Annotated in this window: 20 protein-coding genes; 9 read left to right on the forward strand and 11 right to left on the reverse strand. The window is 53.6% G+C overall.

From position 1 onward, the window contains the following. Window positions 1-82: 82 nt before the first annotated feature. The gene (locus HG66A1_RS10675; RefSeq protein WP_145183191.1) at window positions 83-1,765 is read right to left on the reverse strand and encodes a type II and III secretion system protein family protein; all 1,683 of its coding nucleotides are present in this window, start codon (window positions 1,763-1,765) and stop codon (window positions 83-85) included. Between the two features lie 527 nt (window positions 1,766-2,292). Between HG66A1_RS10675 and HG66A1_RS10680 the strand changes: the two genes are divergently transcribed. Further along, window positions 2,293-2,832 (forward strand): hypothetical protein, encoded by a 540-nt coding sequence (locus HG66A1_RS10680; RefSeq protein ID WP_145183194.1) that lies wholly within the window; start codon window positions 2,293-2,295, stop codon window positions 2,830-2,832. 136 nt (window positions 2,833-2,968) lie between these two features. Continuing rightward, window positions 2,969-4,591: a hypothetical protein gene (locus HG66A1_RS10685; RefSeq protein WP_145183197.1), complete on the forward strand. Its 1,623-nt coding sequence runs from the start codon at window positions 2,969-2,971 to the stop codon at window positions 4,589-4,591. 42 nt (window positions 4,592-4,633) lie between these two features. Here the strand turns inward: HG66A1_RS10685 and HG66A1_RS10690 are convergent, their stop codons facing one another. Continuing rightward, on the reverse strand, window positions 4,634-4,816 hold the full coding sequence (locus tag HG66A1_RS10690) for a hypothetical protein (RefSeq protein ID WP_145183200.1): 183 nt from the start codon (window positions 4,814-4,816) through the stop codon (window positions 4,634-4,636). Between the two features lie 388 nt (window positions 4,817-5,204). Between HG66A1_RS10690 and HG66A1_RS10695 the strand changes: the two genes are divergently transcribed. Then, entirely contained in the window at window positions 5,205-6,146 is a 942-nt protein-coding gene (locus HG66A1_RS10695; protein WP_197997092.1) for a type I phosphomannose isomerase catalytic subunit, read from the forward strand. A 7-nt stretch (window positions 6,147-6,153) separates the two neighbouring features. Here HG66A1_RS10695 and glnD read toward each other — a convergent pair whose 3' ends face one another. From glnD to HG66A1_RS10715, 4 genes are all read right to left on the reverse strand, one after another. Beyond that, window positions 6,154-8,850, reverse strand: coding sequence for a [protein-PII] uridylyltransferase (glnD, locus tag HG66A1_RS10700; RefSeq protein ID WP_145183207.1), 2,697 nt, complete (start codon window positions 8,848-8,850; stop codon window positions 6,154-6,156). A gap of 83 nt (window positions 8,851-8,933) precedes the next feature. Next, window positions 8,934-9,272 carry a P-II family nitrogen regulator gene (locus HG66A1_RS10705; RefSeq protein ID WP_145039488.1) on the reverse strand — a complete coding sequence of 113 codons (339 nt, stop codon included), beginning with the start codon at window positions 9,270-9,272 and terminating at the stop codon, window positions 8,934-8,936. A 94-nt stretch (window positions 9,273-9,366) separates the two neighbouring features. After that, window positions 9,367-9,705, reverse strand: a complete 339-nt coding sequence (locus tag HG66A1_RS10710) for a P-II family nitrogen regulator (RefSeq protein ID WP_145039491.1) — start codon at window positions 9,703-9,705, stop codon at window positions 9,367-9,369. A 231-nt stretch (window positions 9,706-9,936) separates the two neighbouring features. Further along, complete coding sequence (locus tag HG66A1_RS10715; protein WP_232106798.1) at window positions 9,937-11,190, reverse strand: ammonium transporter; 1,254 nt, start codon at window positions 11,188-11,190, stop codon at window positions 9,937-9,939. Between the two features lie 468 nt (window positions 11,191-11,658). Here HG66A1_RS10715 and HG66A1_RS10720 point away from each other — a divergent pair, with 468 nt between their 5' ends. After that, window positions 11,659-12,756, forward strand: a complete 1,098-nt coding sequence (locus HG66A1_RS10720; protein WP_232106799.1) for a prepilin peptidase — start codon at window positions 11,659-11,661, stop codon at window positions 12,754-12,756. A gap of 51 nt (window positions 12,757-12,807) precedes the next feature. On the opposite strand, the gene HG66A1_RS10725 is transcribed toward HG66A1_RS10720, so the two are convergent. The 4 genes from HG66A1_RS10725 to larE form a co-directional block, all read right to left on the reverse strand. After that, entirely contained in the window at window positions 12,808-13,305 is a 498-nt protein-coding gene (locus HG66A1_RS10725) for a Fur family transcriptional regulator (protein WP_145039493.1), read from the reverse strand. A 48-nt stretch (window positions 13,306-13,353) separates the two neighbouring features. Continuing rightward, window positions 13,354-13,650: a flagellar biosynthesis anti-sigma factor FlgM gene (locus HG66A1_RS10730; protein WP_187782242.1), complete on the reverse strand. Its 297-nt coding sequence runs from the start codon at window positions 13,648-13,650 to the stop codon at window positions 13,354-13,356. Between the two features lie 520 nt (window positions 13,651-14,170). Continuing rightward, complete coding sequence (locus tag HG66A1_RS10735; RefSeq protein ID WP_232105067.1) at window positions 14,171-15,268, reverse strand: threonine aldolase family protein; 1,098 nt, start codon at window positions 15,266-15,268, stop codon at window positions 14,171-14,173. Window positions 15,269-15,350: 82 nt separating this feature from the next. Then, window positions 15,351-16,214: an ATP-dependent sacrificial sulfur transferase LarE gene (gene larE / locus HG66A1_RS10740; protein WP_145183215.1), complete on the reverse strand. Its 864-nt coding sequence runs from the start codon at window positions 16,212-16,214 to the stop codon at window positions 15,351-15,353. A gap of 402 nt (window positions 16,215-16,616) precedes the next feature. On the opposite strand from larE, the gene HG66A1_RS10745 reads away from it, so the two are divergent. The 5 genes from HG66A1_RS10745 to HG66A1_RS10765 all read left to right on the forward strand — a co-directional run bounded on the left by HG66A1_RS10745 (window position 16,617) and on the right by HG66A1_RS10765 (window position 21,999). Continuing rightward, complete coding sequence (locus tag HG66A1_RS10745; protein WP_145183218.1) at window positions 16,617-18,518, forward strand: c-type cytochrome domain-containing protein; 1,902 nt, start codon at window positions 16,617-16,619, stop codon at window positions 18,516-18,518. Window positions 18,519-18,661: 143 nt separating this feature from the next. Beyond that, window positions 18,662-19,768: a glycine oxidase ThiO gene (gene thiO, locus HG66A1_RS10750; protein ID WP_145183221.1), complete on the forward strand. Its 1,107-nt coding sequence runs from the start codon at window positions 18,662-18,664 to the stop codon at window positions 19,766-19,768. Window positions 19,769-19,803: 35 nt separating this feature from the next. Beyond that, complete coding sequence (gene dtd / locus HG66A1_RS10755) at window positions 19,804-20,253, forward strand: D-aminoacyl-tRNA deacylase (RefSeq protein WP_145039510.1); 450 nt, start codon at window positions 19,804-19,806, stop codon at window positions 20,251-20,253. A gap of 33 nt (window positions 20,254-20,286) precedes the next feature. Next, window positions 20,287-20,559 (forward strand): hypothetical protein, encoded by a 273-nt coding sequence (locus HG66A1_RS10760; RefSeq protein WP_145183224.1) that lies wholly within the window; start codon window positions 20,287-20,289, stop codon window positions 20,557-20,559. Window positions 20,560-20,799: 240 nt separating this feature from the next. Then, the gene (locus HG66A1_RS10765; protein ID WP_197997093.1) at window positions 20,800-21,999 is read left to right on the forward strand and encodes a CvpA family protein; all 1,200 of its coding nucleotides are present in this window, start codon (window positions 20,800-20,802) and stop codon (window positions 21,997-21,999) included. Between the two features lie 264 nt (window positions 22,000-22,263). Here HG66A1_RS10765 and HG66A1_RS10770 read toward each other — a convergent pair whose 3' ends face one another. Then, window positions 22,264-23,235: an acetyl-CoA carboxylase carboxyltransferase subunit alpha gene (locus HG66A1_RS10770; protein ID WP_145039519.1), complete on the reverse strand. Its 972-nt coding sequence runs from the start codon at window positions 23,233-23,235 to the stop codon at window positions 22,264-22,266. Window positions 23,236-23,268 lie beyond the last annotated feature (33 nt).

Raw genomic sequence — 23,268 nt, forward strand, 5'->3', positions numbered from 1 at the left:
TTGTTTATTTCTTTCACATGTTCGAGGAGAAGCGATGTGATTGATATTTTAATAGTCTCTTATCAGGCGAAGTTAAAGATGATTATTCAGAGAAACCGTAGTCACCGTTGATGTAGTACTTATCAGATTTTGTCTGATGGATGTAATCTTTCTGTTGCTGGTGAATCCGTTTTTTCTGCATGTACCAGACAGTGCTTCTGTGGTGCACATCCGGCTTGCCTTCAATGTTGTTCATGAAGTAGAAGTCGATGTCACCTGGTTCAGTGACTTCCATGCCCGGCAGAATTGTCGGAGCATCTTCCGGTTCCAGCGGATGGACCAGTTCAGGACTGACGAGCACGATCAGCTCGGTTTCATCCCGTTGTACTGATTTGTTAGAGAACAGCGGTCCGACCAGCGGAATGTCTCCGATGAAGGGCACGCGGTTCAAGTCTCCACGCTGCTGTTCCTGAATCAGACCAGCGATTGCCAGTACCTGACCTTCACGCAGATCGACGGTCGTGCTGACAGACTGAGTATCCAGACCCAGGATTCCGTTGACCGACAGGGCAGGGTTGACCTGGCTGAAAGTCGGAGTTACCTGGAGACGAATCCGGTCTTTATCGAGTACGGTCGGCAGGAAGGTCAACTGGGTACCAAAGCCTTTGAAGGTAGTGGTTGCTGCCTGAGCCCCACCTACACCAACCACGGTTGGTACAGCAAACTCACCACCAGAGATGAAGTTTGCAGGACGGCCACTGATTGTCACCAGGTTTGGTTCTGCCAGGATCTTGGCATATCCGTTCTGGGCCAGAGCCGAGATGAACAGGTCGACGTGTTTACTATTGAGTGATGCGGTGACCAGTCCTGAACCGCCATTGGCCAGGTTCTGAGCAACACCGGTGAAGATCTGGCTCCAGCCGAATTCTCCCGCCTGAACGATCAGGTCGGTGCTGGCAGTCCGGGCAGCAGATCGGTCAAGCTGTGCGATTCGCACTTTGAGCATGATCTGTTTTTCACCAGGAACTTTCAGCATGTCGATGACAGTGGCTTCCGGCAGCACAGCTCCCCCCGGGAAGGGGTCAGCAGCCTGGCCATCAGCGAAGAGTGAACCTCCTCCAGCACCGTTGGCTCCACCACCGCCAACTCCTGATCCACCGGACCGGGCACGGATGATCGTGATGATCTGCACGGCTTCCTGCTCATCACGAGCCTGGCCACGCACAATCAGTTTGTCAGCAAAAGGAATCAGCTGAACTTTGCTGTTAGGAAAGAATTCATTGATCATCTTCTGGAATTCACTGTATTCCATCCGACGCAGGTCATCGATGGAGTTGTCGCCTTCTACTTTCACCTGAACGCTCAGGATTTGTGGATTGGCTTCTTCTCCCAGCCAGAGGGTCATGGTCGTAGTACCGGTTTCTTTACCGATCACTTCGACTTCCTGTGACCCGAAAGCGACGACTTCAATCTTGGTCGGATCGGCGATCGCGACGCGGAAGACGTCCATTTTCATTTTCAGAATTTTGGAATGTCGCTGCTGGACACTCAGCTCAACTTCAGATTCATAAATCTGATCAACGAGCTGATGCACCTTTTCTTTAACTTTGGTGCTTGCGACTGGTGTGTTCTTCTTTGCAGTGCCAGCCTTGAAGCCATTTGTTTTGATTTTTCCCGGAACGGGAGGTGCTGGCGGGACCTGTGCAGCAAGGGGCGAAGCCGTCAAAGCGACACCGCAGGCGAGTGCCAGCATTGTGCGTCTTTTCCATAAGGCGTTAATAGACATACTCGTCTCCCAATCCTTTGGTCGTCAGTGTGGATATAAAGGTATATTGGTTTGAACCAGCCCCGAGAAACAGTCTTACCTGGGACTGTGAATTTTTCAGTTACTTATACTTATTCCGGGGTGTCACTCAATGTCTGCGGTGTCGTTGTATCAGGTCGGATGGTGCAGTTCCCGTTATAGTCGTGCACATCAGGTCCAGAAAAACTGTTGCAGTTATCATAGTGCCTGCAAAGCGGAGATTCGCAAAGACAAATCCCACAGCATCAGTTCTATCGGAACAACCATTACTGAATGTTGATGGTTTTTTTGGGAGGTAGTTCAAGAATGTACAAAATTAGAGATTCTGGCGATTTCAGCAGTTTTCTACTTTATTCCTTATGTGTGTTGAGACGAAACTGAACTATGGTGGGAGAACTCCTGCTCTGGTGTCTGATTGCGTACCATCCAGAGTGAATTCAGTGGTGATCCACCAGTTAACCTTACCAGTTAAGTTGTAGATACAACATAAAATATCAAAAGGTGGTCTCATGAATGCGAGTATTGCATTGCTCATTGGTCTGAGTGTATGGCAGTCTGACGGTCAAGTCACGCCAGCCAACACGGTCAGTGCTCCCGCAACCATTTCTCCTGTTTCTTACGAATGTAATTACCCGGCTTCTCATGAGTGCATGTCGGACGGGTACTGTCAGTCAGGAGGCGGGAACGGATACTGTGGTATGTGTGGCAGCAGTTACTGTGATGGCCACTGCAAACTGAAGAAACGTTGCTTATGTGACTGGAAAACGACGGGGGACATGTATCCCCACTATCCTTATGCTCCAGCATACCATGGCTATTATTACTTCCGGCCATACAACTACACCAACATTTTGCGTCAAAAGGGTGAGATCATCGCCCTGGGAGGAAATCCAAAAGCTCCTTACGCACACAAAATGTTCGACCGGATCTATGAGCAGATTGATCTGACAACATATGAAGAAGCTCCTGCTGATGGCGACGGTGTCCCGGGGCTGGAACGAATTCATAACGAACTTCCCAGTCTGGAAGACATTCTGAAAAGCAAATAAGCTGCTGCCGGATACCTGACGGACTGATAAGAAATTGAAACAAAAAAGATCTGTGCCTTTGTGTGCAGATCTTTTTTTCGTTTGGGGAACTGGAGTGGGCGAATCTGATTCACCAATGGCAACTGGAGCGTGGACCATGAGTCAGCGGGAATGGCTGATCTCCCTGGGGCTGATCTGGTGCGCATGCCTGTTTCTGATATCTACCGTAACGATCGCTGATCCTGACTTGTGGGGGCATACCCTGTACGGGATTCGTGCTCTGGAAGCGGATGTGCTGGTAGAGCACACCGATCCGTTCTGCTATACCGAACCGGGGGCAACCTGGATCAATCATGAATGGTTTTCTGAGGATACCTTCGGTTGGCTCTGGTTGCGATTCGGGAATACCGGTCTCTGGCTCTGGCGCAATTTCTGGCTGCTGATGATTATGGTTCCAGGCTGGCTGGCTTTGAGATCGCAGCATGCCAGCCTGGCTGGTGGTCTGTTGCTGCTGGTTTATACCGCGTTTTGCCTGTCACAGTTCGTGGTCTTTGTGCGACCTCAGCTGGTGACCTTTGGCTGTTTTGCCTGGACACTCCTGCTGCTGCGTGGCTATCTGACTGATCCGCAACGTAAAGCGATCTGGTATCTGCCGGTCCTGATGTTGTTCTGGTCTAATTCGCACGGCGGGTTTCTGGCGGGAGTGGGAGTGCAGGGGCTGGTTGTCTGCTGGATGGGGGGGAAAACGATCCAGGGAATGTATCGGCCTGCAGATTTCTGGCGACTGGCATTAGTGATCGTCTTTGCCTGGGTTGTGACGCTGATCAATCCTTACGGGGTCGGTCTGCATCAGATGCTCTGGGATCACCTGGTAACAAAACAGATTGTGCGAGAGTGGCAGCCGTTGTGGGAGGCGCGCCAGGCACTCCTGTATTACATTCCGTTTCTGCTGATCGGCCTGGCGTTTTTCGGATCACGTAAGTGGGAATGGATCGACGTGCTGCTGATAATCGTTGTTGCCTATCAGGCACTGAGCCATATCAGGCATGTGGCTCTGCTCGCGATCGCTGTGCTGATCCTGCTGCCGGCACCTTTGTCGGAAGGGCTTCACAAACTGTTACCCCGTCTGCATCAGCGCTGGGCGGGCCCGCAGCGTACCGGATTGCGAATGTTACTGGTAGGAGGACTCCTCTTGGGGATTTATGGACTATCCGTGCATACGATTGTAAAACTCTGGCAGCAGCAGGTAGCACCCTGGCAGATCGGCGTGGAAACACAGAGTCGGGCTCCGGGTATGCCTGTGGCTGCAATCGAAATATTGCAGCAAGCGGATCTGCGGGGGAACATTCTTACCGACTATGGCTGGGCGCAATATGTCATCTGGCAGACCTTTCCCGAGTCACGAATTGCATTTGACGGGCGCTATCGGACCGTCTATTCCGCGCAACTGGAACAGGAACTGGTTGAGTTTCAGCAGTTAAACGCTGATTCGTCTGGACCCACACCATTGCTGGATGCGTATCCAACTGAAATCCTGTTGCTTCCTGCAGCTCAGCCGGTCCAGGGATATCTGAAGCAACGGTCTGACTGGAAACAGGTCTATGCTGATGCGCAGTCCACGATCTGGCTTAAGGATTTGCCTCGTTTTCAACCGATTATCAGTAGAGCCAGGCAGGAATTGCTCCCGGTACCTGAGATTCCGCTCTGGATCCTGTTTCCCGGGGATCCTCCCCGGCAGAAACCGGGAGAGGCATCTCTACAAACAGGACGGTCTACCTGACCGGCAGGAAAGTGAAATGCAATTTTGTGGAATCAGTTTTGATCAGCGACAGGAGCGAGGAGCTGAGCTGGCTGTCGCATCGCGCTCAGCCGGGTTATCCGTATCCAGTTGAAACAGAATTTCGTCTCCCTCAATATCTACGACCGTTAAAAACTGATCGCCAACCTGAATAGTATCACCAATAGAAAGTTCGAGTTCGCAGGTTTGGGTTACCAGGTCTGCCACGTAAGCACCTTTCGTAGGGAAGCAGTGTTCCTGGCCGTTGTTTTGTGTCGTCAGGAGAATTTCAACGGCAGGAAGTGTACATTAGTGTCGTTTGTGGGGCTCGCTCATGGGGTCAGGGGGGGAGAGATTAGCAGGAGATCCCGTTTATGGCAATTGGAACTCGGCAAGATCAGTAATTCGCCGAAAACGTTTGAAAAAACAGAGACTCGGGTACGCCCAATTCGTATGATTATAGTTGCAACCAGCAGGTTTGGTGGTTTAGGATAGATAAGGTTTCTATCCTTTCCAGTTTTTCTATCTTGTTATCTGGTGTTACTTTCCAACTGTTATGTCTTTGCAAGAAGTCCAATCGACGGCCACGTTATTGCCGCTGGAGTTTACGCCTCTCTTGAAGCGTGCCCGGTGGGGCGGGGAGCGTCTGGGCACAATCTTGCAGAAACCGATCGGTCTGGAAGGGGATTTCGGCGAAAGCTGGGAACTGTCAGATCATCCCGAAGCACCGACCCTGATTGCCAGTGGTGAGTATGCGGGATCGACACTTTCCGAAGTGATCGGTCAAAATCCCCAGGCAATGTACGGTGCGGGAACCTGCTATTCGACGTTTCCGCTGCTGATCAAATTCATCGACGCTACCGATCGACTTTCCCTGCAGGTCCATCCCGATGATTCACACCTGGCCGACTTCGATGCCCGTAAAGCAGGGAAATCGGAAGCCTGGGTGATTCTGGATGCCGCCCCCGACAGCCGGATTTATGCCGGTTTGAAAGCGGGCGTTGATGCCGATGAACTTGGAGCCCAACTGGAACAGGGTAATGTCGAGGCCTGTCTGCACAGTTATCCGGTTCGTCCGGGAGATTGTGTGTTTATTCCTGCGGGGACTCTGCATGCGATTGGCGAAGGGATCCTGCTGGCTGAAGTTCAACAGACCAGCGATATCACTTATCGATTATTTGACTGGAACCGACTGGATCAGTCGGGCGAGCCACGCCCCCTGCATGTTGAGCAGGCATTCAACAGTATCAATTTCCAGCGGGGGCCCGTTGATCTGCTCGAGCCTCGATTACGTCAAGACGCCGACCACAGAGTTGAGACTCTGCTGGAATCTTCCTGTTTCTCTATCCGTCGCCATCAGAGTGCGAGTCCGCTGCGGTTACCATCAGTGAACCGGGCACAGATTCTGATTGTGCTGGAAGGGACAGGGCAGCTTGAGTGCAGTGCCGAAAGCTATGAGCTGTTCCAGGGTAAGACGCTGCTGGTGCCGGCGGCCGCTTCGGATTGCCAAATTGTGGTCGAGCACGAAATGACGTTCCTGGAAGTGATTCCCGGCTGAACCGGAATCAGACCCGCTGGTAACGTTTGTAGCCTTCGAGTTCGAAGTCGTGCAGTGTCGATTCGAGTTTCTGTCTGATCTGCTGCAGCCGCTCCTCATCAACGATTTTCTGCTCGTGCTCATCGATCACATAGAAGACATCGACAACCTGGTCGAGGTGCGTCGAAATTTTCGCCATGACGACGGACAGTCCCATGCGGCTGATGGCCCGGGAAATAATATAGAGCAGCCCGGTGCGGTCGTTGGAAATGACGTCGATGATCGTGCAGCGTTTGGAAGAGTGATTGTCAATTTCCACGCGTCCCAGTTCGTATTCTCCACTCAGCTCTGTTGATTCATGGAATCGCTGATTGGAGAGGAACATGGTGCGGGCATCGCTTTCGCCTTTGACGGCCTTGCGGATTTCCTCTTCGATTTTTTCGATGTGACTTACGGGGACTTCATCCACAAAGTCATGGTCGATGACATGAAAACTGTCGACGACACCGCCGGAGGCGCTGGTCGTAATCTGGGCGGATATGATTTCCATGCGACGAGAAGTAAACACGCTGACCATGCGATGGAAACAGGCCTGTGAGTACATGGCGGGAGCGATCACATGGTAATTGACCGTGCCTGTGTCCGGTTCGAATTCCCCCTCCACCACGATCTGATCCGGAGGGAGGTCGCGGAGGATTTTGATATCGGCGGCAATCCGTTCTGAAGAATTGACCAGTAGATAATGTGGTGAGAACGAATTAAACAACTCGGTGAACCATGAGTCGGGATCTTCTTCGTACTCGGGGATCTGGGGGAGGTCGAGGTGATTTCGGACCAGCTGTTTTACGCGGGCCAGACGCTGGTCACGATGATAGCGGGAATGCTTTCCACCCAGCAGGAGCATGGTGCGTTCGTATAAATCCGCGAGCAGTTCCGACTTCCAGTCAGTAAACACGCCGGGGCCAACCGCAGTGATGTCTGCCGCGGTCAACACGTATAGCATACGGAGTTTTTCCGGGCTGCCGACCTTCTGACTGAATTCGAAGAGGATGTCCGGATCAGAGATATCCCGCCGAAATGCCAGGTGGGCCATCGTGAGATGCTCTAAGACCAGGAAGACGAGCAGTTTCTGTTCGTCCTCTCTGAGCCCCAGACGGACCGCGGTGTCTGTTGCGATCATGGCCCCCATTTTACTGTGGTCTTCGCCATAGCCTTTCCCGATGTCATGCAGCAGAATTGCGAGGTTGAGCAGATCCTTATCCTCGATATTGCGATACGAGCTGCCCAGGGCGGAGTCATCATCGGCGAACAGTTCCGCTGCTTCGATGGCGCGGAAAGTATGTTCGTCGACGGTGTAGCTGTGATACTGATTGAACTGCAGCAGACAGTAAGCGTGTTGCATGTACGGGATCAGCAGATTGAGAATGCCGGTTTCCGACATGATTCTCAATGTGGGGCCCAACTGGGTGCTGCGACCCATGATTGCGCGGAACAGATCGATCGAGCGATTGGTGATTGTGGGTGGCAACTTAAGCGCTGCTTCGCGAATGGTATCCAGCAGGTCAGGGGCGATTGAGATGCCGTACAGCGAAGCGGTATCGAACAGTTTGAGAATTTCTTCCAGGTTGTTGCAGACTTCGTTTCTGTATTTCGGGACGACATCCAGGTGATCGGGAGCGATTTTGAGGATCCCGTCTGAACGATGTGTCATCAGGAAATCATAAGCCCGCGACAGGAAGGGCAGGGGACGATGCGCTTTAATGAAGCGTTCTGTGATTTCCGCGACGGCTTTACTGTGCCGGAAGTATTCCTGCATCAGGATTTCGACAGGACGCTGCCCGTTGGTGCCTTCAATCTGTCGTTGTTCGGCCATCCAGAGCTGCGAATCTTTGGTAAACAGATCCTGCTGTTTGCCGGCTTCGTAATGCAGTTGAATGCGGACTTTGAGCAGATAGTCGCGGGCATTTTTGAGGGTTCGTACATCACGGCTGTTGATGCGGCCATCGAGCCTCAGCATATCGAGGTTGGAGGTGCCGTAACGGGCGTAACCGGTCCAGCGTAAGAGGTGGATGTCGCGGAGACCGCCGGGCGAACGTTTGATATCGGGTTCCAGCTGCATGACCGCGCCGCCGTGCTGTTTGCGTTCTTCCCAGCGTGCGGCAACGCACTGTTCGAAGAAGATGCGTCGGCGAAACAGGATGACGTGGCGATAGTAAGACCGAATCAGCTGCTCAGCCAGATGCTCATCCCCCCAGATGGAGCGGGCTTCTATCATCGCGGTGGCAAACTCGGGTTCGGTGCGGGCCATCTTGATGGAATCTGCAATCGTGCGGACACTGTGCCCCAGTTTGAGGCCAGCGTCCCAGCAGTTGCGGACTACGTTGCCGATGAAGTTCGAGAATTCATCAACAACCTGATTGCGATAGAGGAACAGCATGTCCACATCGGAGAAGGGGGCCATCAAACCGCGACCGGAACCGCCGATGACCAGGATGGAGCAGTTTTGCTGAATCAGCTTCTGCTCTGCTGCGGAAATTTCCTGGAACTGATCCTGGATGATCTTGAGCAGCAGCTGTTCGATGGATTCCGCGATGGCGGTAGCGATCTGCAGTCCGCCTGCTCCCTGGCGCAGCAGGTCACGTCCCCGTTGTCTGGCCTGCTCCAGCTGTGCGCGATAGACAACAAAAGGTTGCTGTGCAGAACTAGAGTTCGCGGTGCGTGACATGGTCTGTTCCAGGCTGAAACGAAAAACGAAGCAGGACTGCCTGGCCTGATGACAGCGAATCGCGTAAGGAAGCTGTCAGCAAATCAGACCGCTTCCGGGCCGGTTTCTCCCGTACGGATTCGGATAACTTCATCGAGATTCGTGATAAAAATTTTCCCGTCACCAATCTGGCCTGTCCGTGCAACCTGTGTAATGGTTTCGACGGTCTGGGGGACCACATCGTCCTGGACAACGATTTCAATTTTCACCTTGGGTAAGAAGTCGACGATGTACTCATTGCCGCGGTAGGTTTCTTTGTGACCGCGCTGGCGACCAAACCCCCGGACTTCACTGACAGTCATACCACTGATGCCAAGCTCTGAAATGGCATTTTTGACTTCTTCCAGTTTGTAATGGCGTATGATTGCCTGAATTTTTTTCATCTAAGACTTCTTTATCAAGGGGTAACGCGACTCAGCTCTGTAAAAGATGTAAAGCAAAAGGGGCAGGAAATCGGCCCCTCGCTTTACGTCTATTTTAGAGAGCGGTCTCTCCAGCTTCTCCCGTACGAATACGGATGATGTCTTCCACGGGAAGAACAAAAATCTTTCCATCACCGATCTGGCCGGTGCGGGCTGATTCAAGAATCGTGTCGACAACGGCTTTGACCTGATCATCGGGAACGATCACTTCCATTTTGGCCTTGGGCAGGAAATCGACGGTGTATTCGGCACCACGATACTGCTCCTTGTGACCTTTTTGACGACCAAAACCACGAACTTCAGACACAGTCATACCCTGTACACCGATTTCGGTGAGGGCATCTTTGACTTCTTCCAATTTGAAATGTCTGATGACAGCTTCCACTTTTTTCATCGGAATCATACTCCCAGAAAAATGCCCGGTTTTCCTACAGCGCTTTCAGAAACCCAAGCGACTATCACACTTACCTATTATATCGAAACCAGGGGAAAATCTCGATACCTCAATTTCATTTCCCCTGAAAACTCTCAGAAGTATTCGAACTGACACACAGGGCCAATCCGGATGACTTTCCTGAAACAGGTGATCAGAGCCAGCACCAGCCGGCTCTGATCATCGAGATGCTTACAGGAAAATGTATCCTTCTTCGCCATGCTGACTCAGGTCAAGACCCTGAATTTCACCATCTTTACTGACCCGCAGACCCATGGTCAGATCGATCAGTTTGAGGATGATGATCGTGCCGATCACGGAGATCGCGATGGCAGCCCCGACACTGACGAACTGATTGATGAGCTGTTGTGAATTACCTTCCAGTAACCCCGATTTTTTTACTTCGCCTGTGATGGCTTTGGTAGCAAATACGCCGGTCAGGATGGCACCGACTGTTCCCCCCACACCATGCACACCGAAGGCATCGAGTGAATCATCATATTTGAATTTGGATTTGAGAGTCGTACAGGCAAAGTAACAGGCAAATCCGGCGATCAGCCCGAGGATAATACCTGAAAGTGGTGTTACCGTACCACAGGCAGGAGTGATGCAGACCAGTCCGGCCACAGCGCCCGAACAGGCCCCCAGGATACTTGGTTTTTTCAAAGTGATCCATTCGGCAACCGACCAGGCGAGGACGCCTGCAGCGGCTGCCAGATGTGTTGCCACGAAGGCGTTCACGGCTGATGCATTCGCTCCGCCGGCACTACCCGCGTTAAACCCGAACCAGCCGACCCAGAGCATCGTGGCTCCGACAAAAGTATATGTTAAGTTGTGGGGCGGCATCGGTTCCTGACCATATCCCAGTCGTTTACCGAGCAGGATTGCGCAGACCAGCGCAGAGAATCCGGAGCTGATATGTACCACTGTTCCGCCCGCGTAATCGAATGCAGGGAAAAGTGCTTCTTTGTTTCCCTCGTACAACCAGCCGTTGCTGGACCAGACCCAGTGGGCAATCGGGCAGTAAATAAATGTGCCCCAGAGGATGGAGAAGACCACCATCGAGCTGAATTTCATCCGTTCGGCAAAGGCACCACAGATCAGCGCGGGGGTGATGATGAAAAACATCATTTGAAAGACCATGAATAATGAATCGGGGATGGATCCATTATTGGGTGTGTGTGACGTACCATCCCCCCAATAGGGAATCACTCCATTGAGAAACAGATGGTCAAAACCGCCTACAAATCCGCCGAGAATATCGGAGCCGAAGGCCAGGCTGTAGCCCCAGAGTGCCCAGATTACGGACATCAGTCCCATCAGAAAGACGCATTGCATCATGACGCCCAGAATATTCTTTTTCCTCACCAGACCACCATAAAACAGAGCCAGCCCGGGAGCCGTCATCATCAGGACCAGTGCTGATGCAACCATCATCCAGGCCATGTCAGCTCCATTCAGCTCAGTGGAAACTTCTAATTGAGCAGGGGCTTCGACACTGGAAGGTTGTGGCGGGGCACTGGTAGTTTCATCTGCAAATAGCGGACCGCTTGCTAATAAACCAAGACAGAGTGTAAAAATTGTGCAGTACGTACGAAGTCTGTAGACTCTCCTCATTACAGGGGCCTTTCTGAGCGCAAAGAATTGTCAAAAGCAGTGAGCGAGCGCTTTTCTCACTGGTTTGAGCTGATGGTCTGCTTATGAATTCATCAATCCAGGAGAGAAACTTCTGTCAGCAGTTTCCTCTAATTTGATGTTTTTTGAGCATCGGCAATTGCCAATGCTGCTTACAGACTTCACCATATTCACAATCAGCATGACCATGCGGTCAAACCAGTTAACGCGTCAGTCTACCAAAGGCGTGCACTAAAATCACCTGTCAAATCACAGGTTTTATTCCGGTTTATTTAAGATATGATGAACCTGCAGATTAAACATTTGAATACATTATTGCCCCCGGAACTGGCTTTACTGGTGCCTTGTGGCGTCCTGTTTGTACTGGGAGCAGTGGTCGGGCAGGGGGTAAATTCCTGGGTTCGGCGGATGTCACTGCAGTCAAAACCGCAGCCACTGTCGCGCTGTGAGGCATGTGGTGCGCGCATTTTGCGCTGGAAACTGATTCCGCTGCTCCGCTGGATCCCCCTGGGGAACCGTTGTCCGGCCTGTTCCAGGCGGCTGCCTCGCTCCGAATTTTTACTCGAACTGGGGACGGGCGTCCTGTTTGCCGGCTATTATCTGATGGCGGTCCACTTTCGTTGCCTGGATGTGCCTTCGGTGGTGCCTCCCGAGGGGATGTTCGAGTGGCGGCTGCTTTATCATTATGTTCTGCTGACTCTGCTGGTGGCGGCGACCAGTATCGATTTTCGTGAATACCTGATTCCGGATCAGATCACCGTGACCGGAATGCTGGTGGGAGTGATCGGGGCTACAATCGCGGGGCAGTTACAGATCATCCATTTCTGGGTGGACTGGAACCAGGCGATTCCAGGACTGGCGGGGCCTTACATTCCTGAGTGGATCAAAGACCATTCGCACTGGCACGGCCTGGCGTGGAGTATGGCGGGGTTGCTGGCAGGAGGCGGACTTACTTGGGGCGTACGCCTGATTTCTTCGGTGCTGCTGGGACAGGAAGCACTCGGTCTGGGGGATGTGACCTTAATGGCGATGGTGGGCAGTTTTCTGGGCTGGCAGCCGATCGTGCCTATTCTGTTGCTCGCCCCCTTATGTGGATTGCTGATCGGCTTTATGACGCGGATGACCACCGGCAAGACATATCTGCCTTACGGCCCCTATCTGTGTGCTGCGACGCTGATCGTACTCATGGGCTGGCAGTGGATCTGGCTGGCGGAATGGTCGTCTGCGGTGCCTGGCGCGCCGCCGGAATTCTCGATTCGCAGACTGTTTGGCGATGTTGGCGGGCTGGCCATCATTGGCGGCATTGCCCTGGGAGCGTTTATCGGGCTGCTGCTGATGCTGCGGGTTTACCGGTCGATTCCGATTAAGCGTCAGTAAGCTTTGACGTCTGACACGCTGGAAATACAAGACGAAATGACCTGATCGGGGTTAGATCAGGTCAAGCTTCTTGTGGCGACGCTGAGGAGGTCGCGAGCATTCATCGCAGATGCCATAGACTTCGAGGCGGTGTTCGCTCATGCGGAAATTGATCTGCTCGGCCAGTTTCTCGAGCAGATTCGCAATTTCCTCATTGTGGAATTCGAAGAGTTCACCACAGCTTTTGCAGATGAAGTGATCGTGCTGGGGATAGCCGTAGTCGTGCTCGTAAACATCGCGATCGTTGGTCCGTGCTACCTTTCGCAACAGGCCGGCTTCTTCGAGCGAGCCCAGTGTGCGATAGACGGTGGAACGGCTGACCCGGCGTCCAGTTTTCTGGAGGGCCATCCGCTCGACCAGCTGATCGGCGTCGAAATGTTCGTGGGACGAGAAAACTTCCGCGACGATTAATTCGCGTTCCTGTGTTAATCTCATCCCTTTTGTGGCCAGGTACTCTCTGAATTTCTCGGTAGGAGAAACAGCGATTTCCAGGCTTTCAAAATTGAGCACGGTAAATCTCTTCCTCGTCAAAAGTCTCTACTACAGCGCCGGTGCGGATTACTCGGAATCGTTGAACTGATCCAGAAGTCGCCCTAAGGCTGCTTCCAGTTTCTCATCCGTTTCGTAAGTTCCGTCATCAATGGCTGCCTTGATTTGTGCCAACCGCTCTGCACGCATATCGGAGTTGTTCGTCATTTCATCCAGCATACGCCCCGCGGAAGATATCTCCAGCTGATCCTGCGGTGAGGAGATCGGCTTCGTACCAGGCGTCTTATTGATGTTGGTGTTGCTCGGACCAGCTTGCTTACTGATAGGCAGCGATCCGGAAATAGAACTGGTGCCGTTAACATCCATGGCGGCGTTCCCCCTGTCACGTGATCCTGAACCAGACGGGATCGAAAGTTCCCGACCATTAGTTACTGTATGGGACTCATGATATCGTAAGAAGGGGGATCGATTCAACTGGTAGTCTGCAGTCATGGCCAATTCTTTCATTGAATTCGCTGATTTCAAGTGGTTTTGCGTCTTAGTGAAGCAAAAGAACACCTGTTTTCAGCAGTTTGATAATTCAATATTGAATGTAGAATGGCTTCCTGCACATCCTCCAGCTCAATGATGTAAAATAAGACAGGGCTTATAGGTAAGACATATTCTTATGTCGTTACAGCCTCATTCTTTGAGGGGAGTTTGAACCTTAATTCCATCGACGACTGCTCAGGGAAAAGTTTAACTTCCCATATAGAAATCCGCGTTTGGACACAGGACTCGGCTGCCTGTAGCGATTATGCCGGTTGTGATACGCAGGCAGACCGGCAGATTGAGTTCTGCCGGTCTTACCTGTGGTAAGGTCTATTTATGAAAGGCTTTATGCTTCTCAGCCGCGGGCATAGGGGCCGGTGGCGATTCCGGCGTATTTTTCCAGTCCCTGCTGCAGAGCTTTCTGAACGATCGGGGCGACCTGTTCGATCTGCTCGCGGGTGATGTCGAGGTGGGTGCAGGCCCGCAGACGGGTTTCTCCCATTGCGCCGATGCCAACTCCCAGCTCTTTCAGAGCGGCTGAAAGCTGCATTGCGTTTCCGTGTTCAGGGGCGATATCAAAGAAGACGAGGTTGGTCTCGGTCTCCGCGGGATTGATTGAGATCCCGTCGATTCCGGCGAGCTGTTCTGCCAGGAAGCGGGCGTTGTCATGGTCTTCCTGCAACCGTTCGATATTATTTTCGAGGGCATAGATGCAGGCTGCGGCGACGATACCGGCCTGACGCAGGGCACCACCAAAGACTTTACGGGAGCGACGGGCTTTGGCGATTTCCTCTTTGGGGCCGGCGAGGATTGAGCCCATCGGACAGCCCAGTCCCTTGGAGAAGCAGATCGAAATTGTATCCAGCGGTTTGCAGACCTCCGCAATCGAGTAGCCGCCGGCGACCGTTGCATTGAAGACGCGGGCGCCATCCATGTGGGTTTTCAGGCCGTTCTCGTGTGCCCAGTCACAGATTTCGGTCAGCTGGTCGAGCGGGTAGTAGTGGCCACCGCCGGCATTGGTGGTGTTTTCGACGCAGAGCAGGCGGGTGCGACAGAGGTGCTGATCGTCTGCGCGAATTTTACCTCGTACGTTTTCCAGCGCGAGCATGCCTTTCTCACCGGAGAGGGTGCGACAGGAGACACCACTCAGGATGGCTGGACCGCCGCCCTCGAACATCGCGATGTGACCCAGTTCGTGAATCAGCAGTTCGTCGCCCGGCAGGCAGTGAGCGCGAACACCCATCTGGTTGGACTGGGTTCCCGAGCAGGCGAAGACGGCCGCTTCCATGCCGAGCATTTCGCAGATCATGGCTTCCAGACGATTCACGGTCGGGTCTTCGGCGTTCATATCGTCGCCGAGCTCCGCGGTCATCATGGCCTGCAGCATTTCAGGCGTGGGTTTGGTTTTCGTATCACTGCGAAGATCGATAAATGCGGGATCAAGCGGGGCCACTGGGTTATTCCTTGTCATGTATTGCTGTGGAGATCACGGAGTGCATCACCGGTTGGTTGGTCGTGTTGTTCTCTACGGTGACTTAAGATTTATGAGCGGCTATCTGTAGTTCCTCAAGGGAAAGAAATGAGTTCATGCTTCCGGAACGGAATCCCTGCAGATCGAGAGTGACGTTCTGAAAGCCGAGCTCAAGAAATTTCTGGGTGACCCGGGGCAGGGCAGTGGGGGTTGTCAGGCGATTGATCTGGTCGAGGGGGACTTCGATGCGTGCCAGTTCCTGAGGTTCCAGGCGGACCCGCAGTTCCGGGATGTCGAATTCTTCCCGCAGGAATCGCTCGGCGGCGTCAATCCTGCCGACCCGTTCTTCGGTGACTTCCACGCCGTAGGCAATCCGACTGGAAAGGCAGGGGTGGGCCGGTTTGTTCCAGATGGGCAGATCCCAGTGCCGGGCCAGGTCGCGGACATCGGCTTTGTTCAGGCCCGCTTCAATCAGTGGGCTGCGGACTTCGAAGTCGGCGGCAGCTTGCATGCCCGGGCGATGATCGCCGCGGTCGTCCAGGTTGGCGCCATTGACGACCGTGGCGTCCTGCCAGTCGTGACGGGCGATGGCTTGATTCAGGATCTGGTAGAGTTCGGTTTTGCAGTAGAAACAGCGATTCGAAGCGTTGGCCCGGTATTCGGGGGTCGCGAATTCGGAAGTCGAAACGAGCTGATGCGGAATTCCGATCAGTTCTGCCAGCCGGATCGCTTCTTCTTTCTCTCCTGAAGCCAGGCTGGGACTGACGGCGGTGACCGCCTGTGCCTGATCTCCGCGTGCGAGAAACGCGGCTTTAGCGACAACCGTGCTGTCCACTCCCGCGGAAAAGGCGACGATAATCCGGTCCATGTCCGCGAGAATCTGCTGCAGGCGATCTGTTTTTCGGGATAATTCGGCAGAGAGTGACATAGTCAAAGTAATGGTAGTTTAACAGGTTATCGAGATGTTTCCGCTGGATTGATTATAGACAACCGGGGGGAGGATTGTCTTGGAACATCGCCGGAAAAAATCCCCGGATTCTGGATTGCACAGCGAAATAGCCGCGAATCCCCGGAGACAAGTGGAGGTTTTGTTTAAGAGAGCAGGGGAGCGAAGCGGTGAAGATTTCTGATTCGGCTGATTCAGATCTTTTAACTCACCAGCTGCCCTATTATACTGAAAACAATAGACTTGGGCTGACAGCTACCTGCGGTACCCGTCTCGAGAGACCGACGAGGATCGAATTCGTCGAATGACGGAGCAGGGGAGCCTTGGCCCGCTGTGATCTCATCACTCACTCAAAATCTGAATTCAAATACAACGGGGATAGTTATGTCATTCTGGTCTGTCCGTTTCGTGCGTCTGGTTTGCGTCGTCATGCTGGTCCTGGGAATGAACCTGGTCTCAGCGTCCGCAGCCAAGCTGACCAGCGAGCAGCGTAAGGAGCTGGCCTCCATTAAGAAAAATCTGACGAAGGTCTCGCTGCTGATTCGCCAGAAAAAATATGATGAAGCGAAAGCGGCGATCGACGAAGAAGAAGGGAAGTTTGACAAGCTGGTTCAGGACGCAATGATCCCCGAAACAGACCCGCTGTCGGTCAGTACCAAGAAACTGATCGCATTGCGGCGGACATTTCTGGAAAAGGCAATGGGCACTGGCGGCAACAAGCCGGGCGCTGCGAATAAGGGCGTCAGCTTCGAAGAACAGATTGCACCGATTCTGAATGAAAAGTGTGTGAGCTGTCATGGCGAGCAGCGGGGGAGTGCCAATCTGAGACTGGATACCTTCGCGAATATGCGAAAAGGGGGCCGCAATGGTCTGTTACTGGTGCCACAGAATCCGAATGCGAGTCTGATTGTTCGCAAGCTGATTACTCCCGACGATAATCAGCGGATGCCCAAGAACCAACCCGCACTGGACCGGGACCAGATTCAGCTGATTGCCCGCTGGATTGCAGAGGGTGCCCGCTTTGACGGTACCAAAGAGACCGATCCGATCGGTGCCTCGGTGAAAGCGAAGAAGAATCCGGTGAAAGTTGTGATGGCAACCGGTGATGAAAAAGTCTCGTTTATGAATGATATCGCGCCGTGGATGCTCGATTTCTGCATGCGATGTCACAGTGGCAACAATCCCCGCAGTGGTTTTTCCGTCGTCACCTTCGAAGACATTCTGCGTGGCGGCGATACCGGGGAAGTGATCGTGCCTGGTAAGCCGGACGACAGTCGGCTCTGGCACCTGGTGGGTCTGCAGGATCCGATCAAAATGCCACAGGGACAGGCGCTGCTGAAACGCAAGAATGCAGAAGACCTCAAAACCTGGATTGCCGAAGGGGCCAAGTTCGACGGCAAAGACGCGAAGGGCAATCTGCGGGAAATGGTGCCGACCGATGAAGAGAAGCGGATGGCGGAACTGGCGAACATGTCGCCTGATGAGTTCGCCAAGCTGCGTCGTGATACTCTGGAACCGACCTGGAAGCGGGTCGTGAATAATGACCCGGCGGAAATGCTCGAGACGGATGACTTCATCTTCTATGGCAATGTGAGTTCAGATCGTCTTAAGGAGATCAGCGGCTGGGCAACGACGCAGGTAGAAGATCTGCGAAAACTGTTCAACGAAAAACAGAAACCGTTCTGGAAGGGTAAGCTGGCCGTTTATGTCTTCAAGGATCGCTTTGGCTATTCTGAGTTCAACCAGACGATTGAAGACCGGCGTGTGGGCAACGATACAACGTGGCATACCAAGGTTACGCCGAATTCTCTGGATGCATACCTCGTCCTGCAGGATGTGGGTGATCAGGCAGATGCGAGCTCTCCCGGATTGCAGACGAACCTGATGGCCGGATTGACCAATGCCGCGATTCAGCGTGGAGCAGGGGAAGTCCCCATGTGGGCATCCCGCGGACTGGGGATGCTGCTGGCATCCAAATCAACGACCAGCCAGGCTTATTTCGAATCGTTGCGGCAGCAGGCTCTGGAGGCAGCTCCCAAGGTGCAGCGTCCGGAAGCACTCGTGGCAGAAGGGACGTTCTCACCATCCGAAACGACGGCAGTCGGGTTCACGCTGGTTGAGTTTCTGATCAATAACGGGGGCCTGCCCAAGATGGCGGCGCTGCTGAAGGAACTCAAAAGCGGAACCACGCCGGTGAATGCGATCACGAAAGTGTACGGCACCAACATCCGGGCCCTGGCGACCGCGTATGCCCGAACATTACGTCCCGGCCGCGTGTCGAACTAGACAGGCGTGTCTCTGGTGTGATGAATTGCGCATTTCCGGTCTGCCGGGAGTGAGTGCTGCCCTGTGAATCTGGGGGCGGTCCGCTATAATCGACGCGCTGAGTGTTTCGTTTATTTTGAGTGTGACCAGGGCGCGTGATTCTTATGCAGGATGTCAATATTGTTGGTGGCGGGGTGATCGGATTGTCGATCGCCTATGAGTTGGCGATGCGGGGACTGTCGGTGACCGTCTTCGATCGTCAGCAGTTCGGGAAAGAAGCGTCCTGGGCGGGGGCAGGGATGTTGCCTCCCGCGGATCGAGAATCTGCCACTACGGCGCGCCTCATGCTCAGAGCCGCCAGTCAGCCTCTCTGGCCGGACTGGTCACGACAGCTGAAAGAAGAATCGGGTGTCGATAACGGCTACCTCAACTGTGGCGGCCTGCACGTGGCTTACACAACGGACACGCCTAACTGGGATGAATATCTCACCGAATGGCAGCAGGCAGGTGTGCGACTGGAGACGCTCGACGAATGTGCCTTGAGGGAACGTGCTCCTTATATTGGAGAACAGATTACCTCGGGATTCTATCTGCCCGACATGGCACAGGTACGTAATCCTCGACACATGCAGGCGCTGCTGGCCGCATGCGTCAGGCGGGGGGTGAAGCTCGAGCCGGGGACGCCGATTGTAGGCTTCGAACGCGAAGGCACAAAGGTCACCGGCGTACGGACCTATGCGGGGATTCAAAGAGCAGGGCGGACCATCATTGCCGGGGGAGCCTGGTCTCCCGAGATCCTGACTCAACTGGGACTCAAGTGTGAGCTGGTGCCGATCCAGGGGCAGATCGTATTGCTGTCGATGGATCGTTTGCCGTTTCAGGCGGTGATTGAATCAGGGAAACGCTACCTGGTGCCGCGCAGCGATGGTCGACTGCTGATCGGTTCGACCGAACGAGATATTGGATTCAATAAACAGAATACTGCAGAAGGAGTGGCGGGCCTGATTGAGTTCGCCCAGGCGCTGGTGCCGGCTTTGAAAGAGGCGCGCTTCGAGCGTGCGTGGGCAGGGCTGCGTCCTCGATCGATTGACGGGCTGCCTTACCTGGGCTTTGTGGACGGTTTTGAAAATCTGCTGATGGCGGCGGGACATTACCGGGATGGTTTACAGCTTTCGCCGATCACGGCGCGGTTGATCAGACAGTTGATCTGTGAAGAGCCGACCGATGTGCCCCTGGATGCGTTTTCCTGTTCGCGCGGGATGACGGACTGACCTGATCTGAAAGTGGACTGACGAGGAGAGACAACTTGAGAGCCGTTGTGCAGCGCGTGTCCCGTGCGAGTGTGACCGTCGATGGTGAAATTACCGGACAGATCGAGCAGGGATTCCTGGTTCTGCTGGGAGTTGAACAGAGCGATACGCAGGACGATGTGATTTACCTGGCACAGAAAGCCGTGGGCCTGCGCGTCTTTGAAGATGCGGACGGGAAAATGAACCTGGCACTCGCGGATGTGAACGGGAAAATGCTGGTCGTAAGCCAGTTCACGTTGCTGGGCGACTGTCGCAAGGGGCGTCGTCCCAGTTTTGTGAATGCGGCACGTCCCGAACAGGCGAACGAGTTATATCAGAGCTTTGTGGCCGAGGTGAAAGGACAGGGGATCGAAGTCGAGACCGGTCGCTTCCAGGAACATATGGATGTGGAACTGGTAAATGACGGGCCGATCACCCTGCTTTTGGACAGTCGAAAGCAGTTCTAAACGCATGCATTGCCTCGAAGCGAGGACTGTGGGATGAAACTGTATCAGAAAATCATGGCGATTGTGGTCAGTGTACCACTCGTGATTTTTATATGCGGCGTTCCTCCTGTGTTACTGAATTATCTGTTTCGAGAGTTCGAATCGGTACGCACTGATGGAATTCGTGAAACTGGGCCAATCGGGAGTGCTCCCTTTGTGCTTTTCGCCATCTTCATTCTAATCGTATTTGTCATTCTAACTGCGGTCCTGGTAATTTCGTTGAGCCGGGTGATCATGTATTATTTTGATCGTTACTGGAACCGGTGAATTCGCATCGCAGAGAATTTTTTGCTGACAGACCCCTGCTTTGCTCAGATGTCAAAATGGGGAGACATGACGTAGCGGGCCTGTAATTACCGAGCAAAAATCTGGGCTTTGCGCTGACCCTGATTTTTACCTATAATCCCCTGCTCTCGAATTTCTGAAAAATCGGGGGAGTACCGGCAGGGGGGAGGCCACCCCGATCATTGTTCATGGATGTGCAATACTACGAGACAGGATGTCGCGATGTGGTTTGATCTGTTGATTGTTGGAATTCTGATTTACGCAGTCTGGAAAGGCGCCTCCAAGGGTGTGGTCTGGCAGCTGGCTGCGATAGCCGCGCTGGTGCTGTGCTTCGCGTTCGCCGAATCACTTTCGGTGCAGCTGGCTCCGATGATCAATGTGAAACCGCCGCTCAATCGCTGGATTGCGATGCTGGCGATCTACATCGGCTTCTCGTTTATCTCCTTTACGCTGGCACGCAGCCTGAAGACGGCCATCGATTCGTTGAAGTTCAATGAATTCGACCGTCACCTGGGAGCCTTGCTGGGACTGCTCAAGGGAGTGGTATTCTGTCTGTTCCTGACATTCTTTCTGATTACGATTTCTGAAACCGCGCGGGCTGCTGTGATCAAATCTCACAGCGGGTACGCGGCTGCGGTGATTCTCAACGAAATGGCACCCGTGATGCCTGCGGAGCTGCACGAGGTACTGGATGACTGCCTGGCCAAGCTGGATCATCCGGATGTGCCGATGCACCACGACGAGGACGATCCCTTTCATCACGATCATCAGCACGGGGACGATAATCCGTTTCCGCCGGGCTCCAGTGATCTACCCAGCCCGTTTTTCGAAAAGCCGGGAGGGAGTGGATCGGACGTACGGACGACCAACCAGGATTCGCTGCTGAAGGACATTCTGAAACGAATTCCCAGCTACCTCAGGGGCGAGCTGGAAGACAAGATTATTGAAGCATACAACGCGACTGATCCCAAGGATCGGGAGCAGTTTGCCAGTGAATTATCATCCAAGATTCCGGGTGTACTGCGGACCGTGACGGACAACTGGGGGGAAGGTCAGCCCCAGGTCTCCGTACCCACGGATAATTCGACTTTCGGGGCGAATGGGGCGCAGCAGATTGCCAGCGAACGCACACAGTTGCTGAAGCAGATTGCGGCCGTCTATTCGGACTATCCCGATGCCCAGAAATCGATGATTGAAGAGTTTGAACTCGACCTGTCCGGACTGCCGGATCAGATCGTGATTGCCGTGTTGAAAGACTGGAAAGCGGACCTGCTGCTGGACGGGGGAGACCCCGATCCACAGACCGATGTGACCACGCCTTTAGACTCGCGTGTGTTACGTCAATTGCAGCTGCAGCGGGTGCCTGTGAACTCGCTTGGTGCAGCGCTCCAGCAGCGAATGCAGAGCGTGCAACGCAGATAAAGCTTGCGATCAGAATCAGAGGCGATCAGCGTTGATCTGAGAGCCTCTGAGCTGGTGTTGCGAGTGATGGAGTTGCCGTAATGGTGATTCAGCGGGGCTGAAACAAGGTGATTTCAAAACCCTGTAAAAACAGGCCCAAAACAGCCCCGAACTTAACATAACGGACATTATCGGACGTTCGTGGTGGGGTGCATTTCAGGTGTTTGTGGTTCTGGATCCCTGTGATTCACAGGTGATGGAAAGGCCTGAAACGCACCCGCTGTGTTAGACGGGTTCCCCCGCTTCGTGGAACATACCGATCTTGCGAAACTTCTCGTAACGCTGGTCGACCAGCTGGTCTTTGGGGAGGCCTGACAGGCTCTTGAGATTGCTCGAGAGCGATGCCTTGAGTGCGGTTGCCATCTGGCGGTGATCGCGATGTGCGCCCCCCAGCGGCTCCGGAATCACTTCATCAATGATGCCCAGGTCGAGCAGATTCTGACTGGTGAATTTGAGTGCCTTGGCGGCCTCGTTGGCGAACTTCGCGTTCTTCCATAAGATGCCTGCGCAGCCCTCTGGAGTGATCACCGAATAGTAGGCAAACTGCAGTACGGAGATGTGGTCGCCGATGCCGATGCCGAGTGCTCCGCCGGAGCCCCCTTCGCCGATCACGACGCAGATAATGGGGGTCTTGAGCAGTGCCATTTCACGGAGGTTGATGGCGATGTTATAGGCCTGTCCGTGCTCTTCGGCTTTGATGCCCGGATAGGCGCCTGGAGTATCAATCAGACAGATGATCGGGATGCCGAATTTCTCAGCCATCTTCATCTTGGAGAGGGCCTTGCGGTAGCCTTCGGGGTGAGCACAGCCGTAATAGCATTCGGTGCGTTCCTGCAGCGTGCGTCCTTTCTGCTGGCCGACAAACATGACCTTCTGTCCGTCGAGTTTGGCAAAGCCGGTCAGGATGGCCCGGTCATCCCCCATGGCTTTGTCGCCGTGCAGCTCAACGAATTCATCGAAGACGAGTTCGAGGTAATCCAGGGTCTGTGGCCGCTCCGGATGACGGGCGACCTTGACGGTATCCCAGGCATCGAGATTCTCAAAGATCTCGCGCTTCATCCGCGTGATTTCCAGACGCATGTTGCGAATGGCATCTTTGGTATTGGCGGTGGGATTGGGTTCCTGCTCGATTTTCTTGAGCTGTTCTTCCAGTTCGTAGATGGGACGTTCGAATGGAAGCTGGGTAAGTACGGACATAATCTATGGGACCACGTAAGAGATAGAAGTTAA

Source organism: Gimesia chilikensis (genome assembly GCF_007744075.1).
Taxonomy (GTDB): domain Bacteria; phylum Planctomycetota; class Planctomycetia; order Planctomycetales; family Planctomycetaceae; genus Gimesia; species Gimesia chilikensis_A.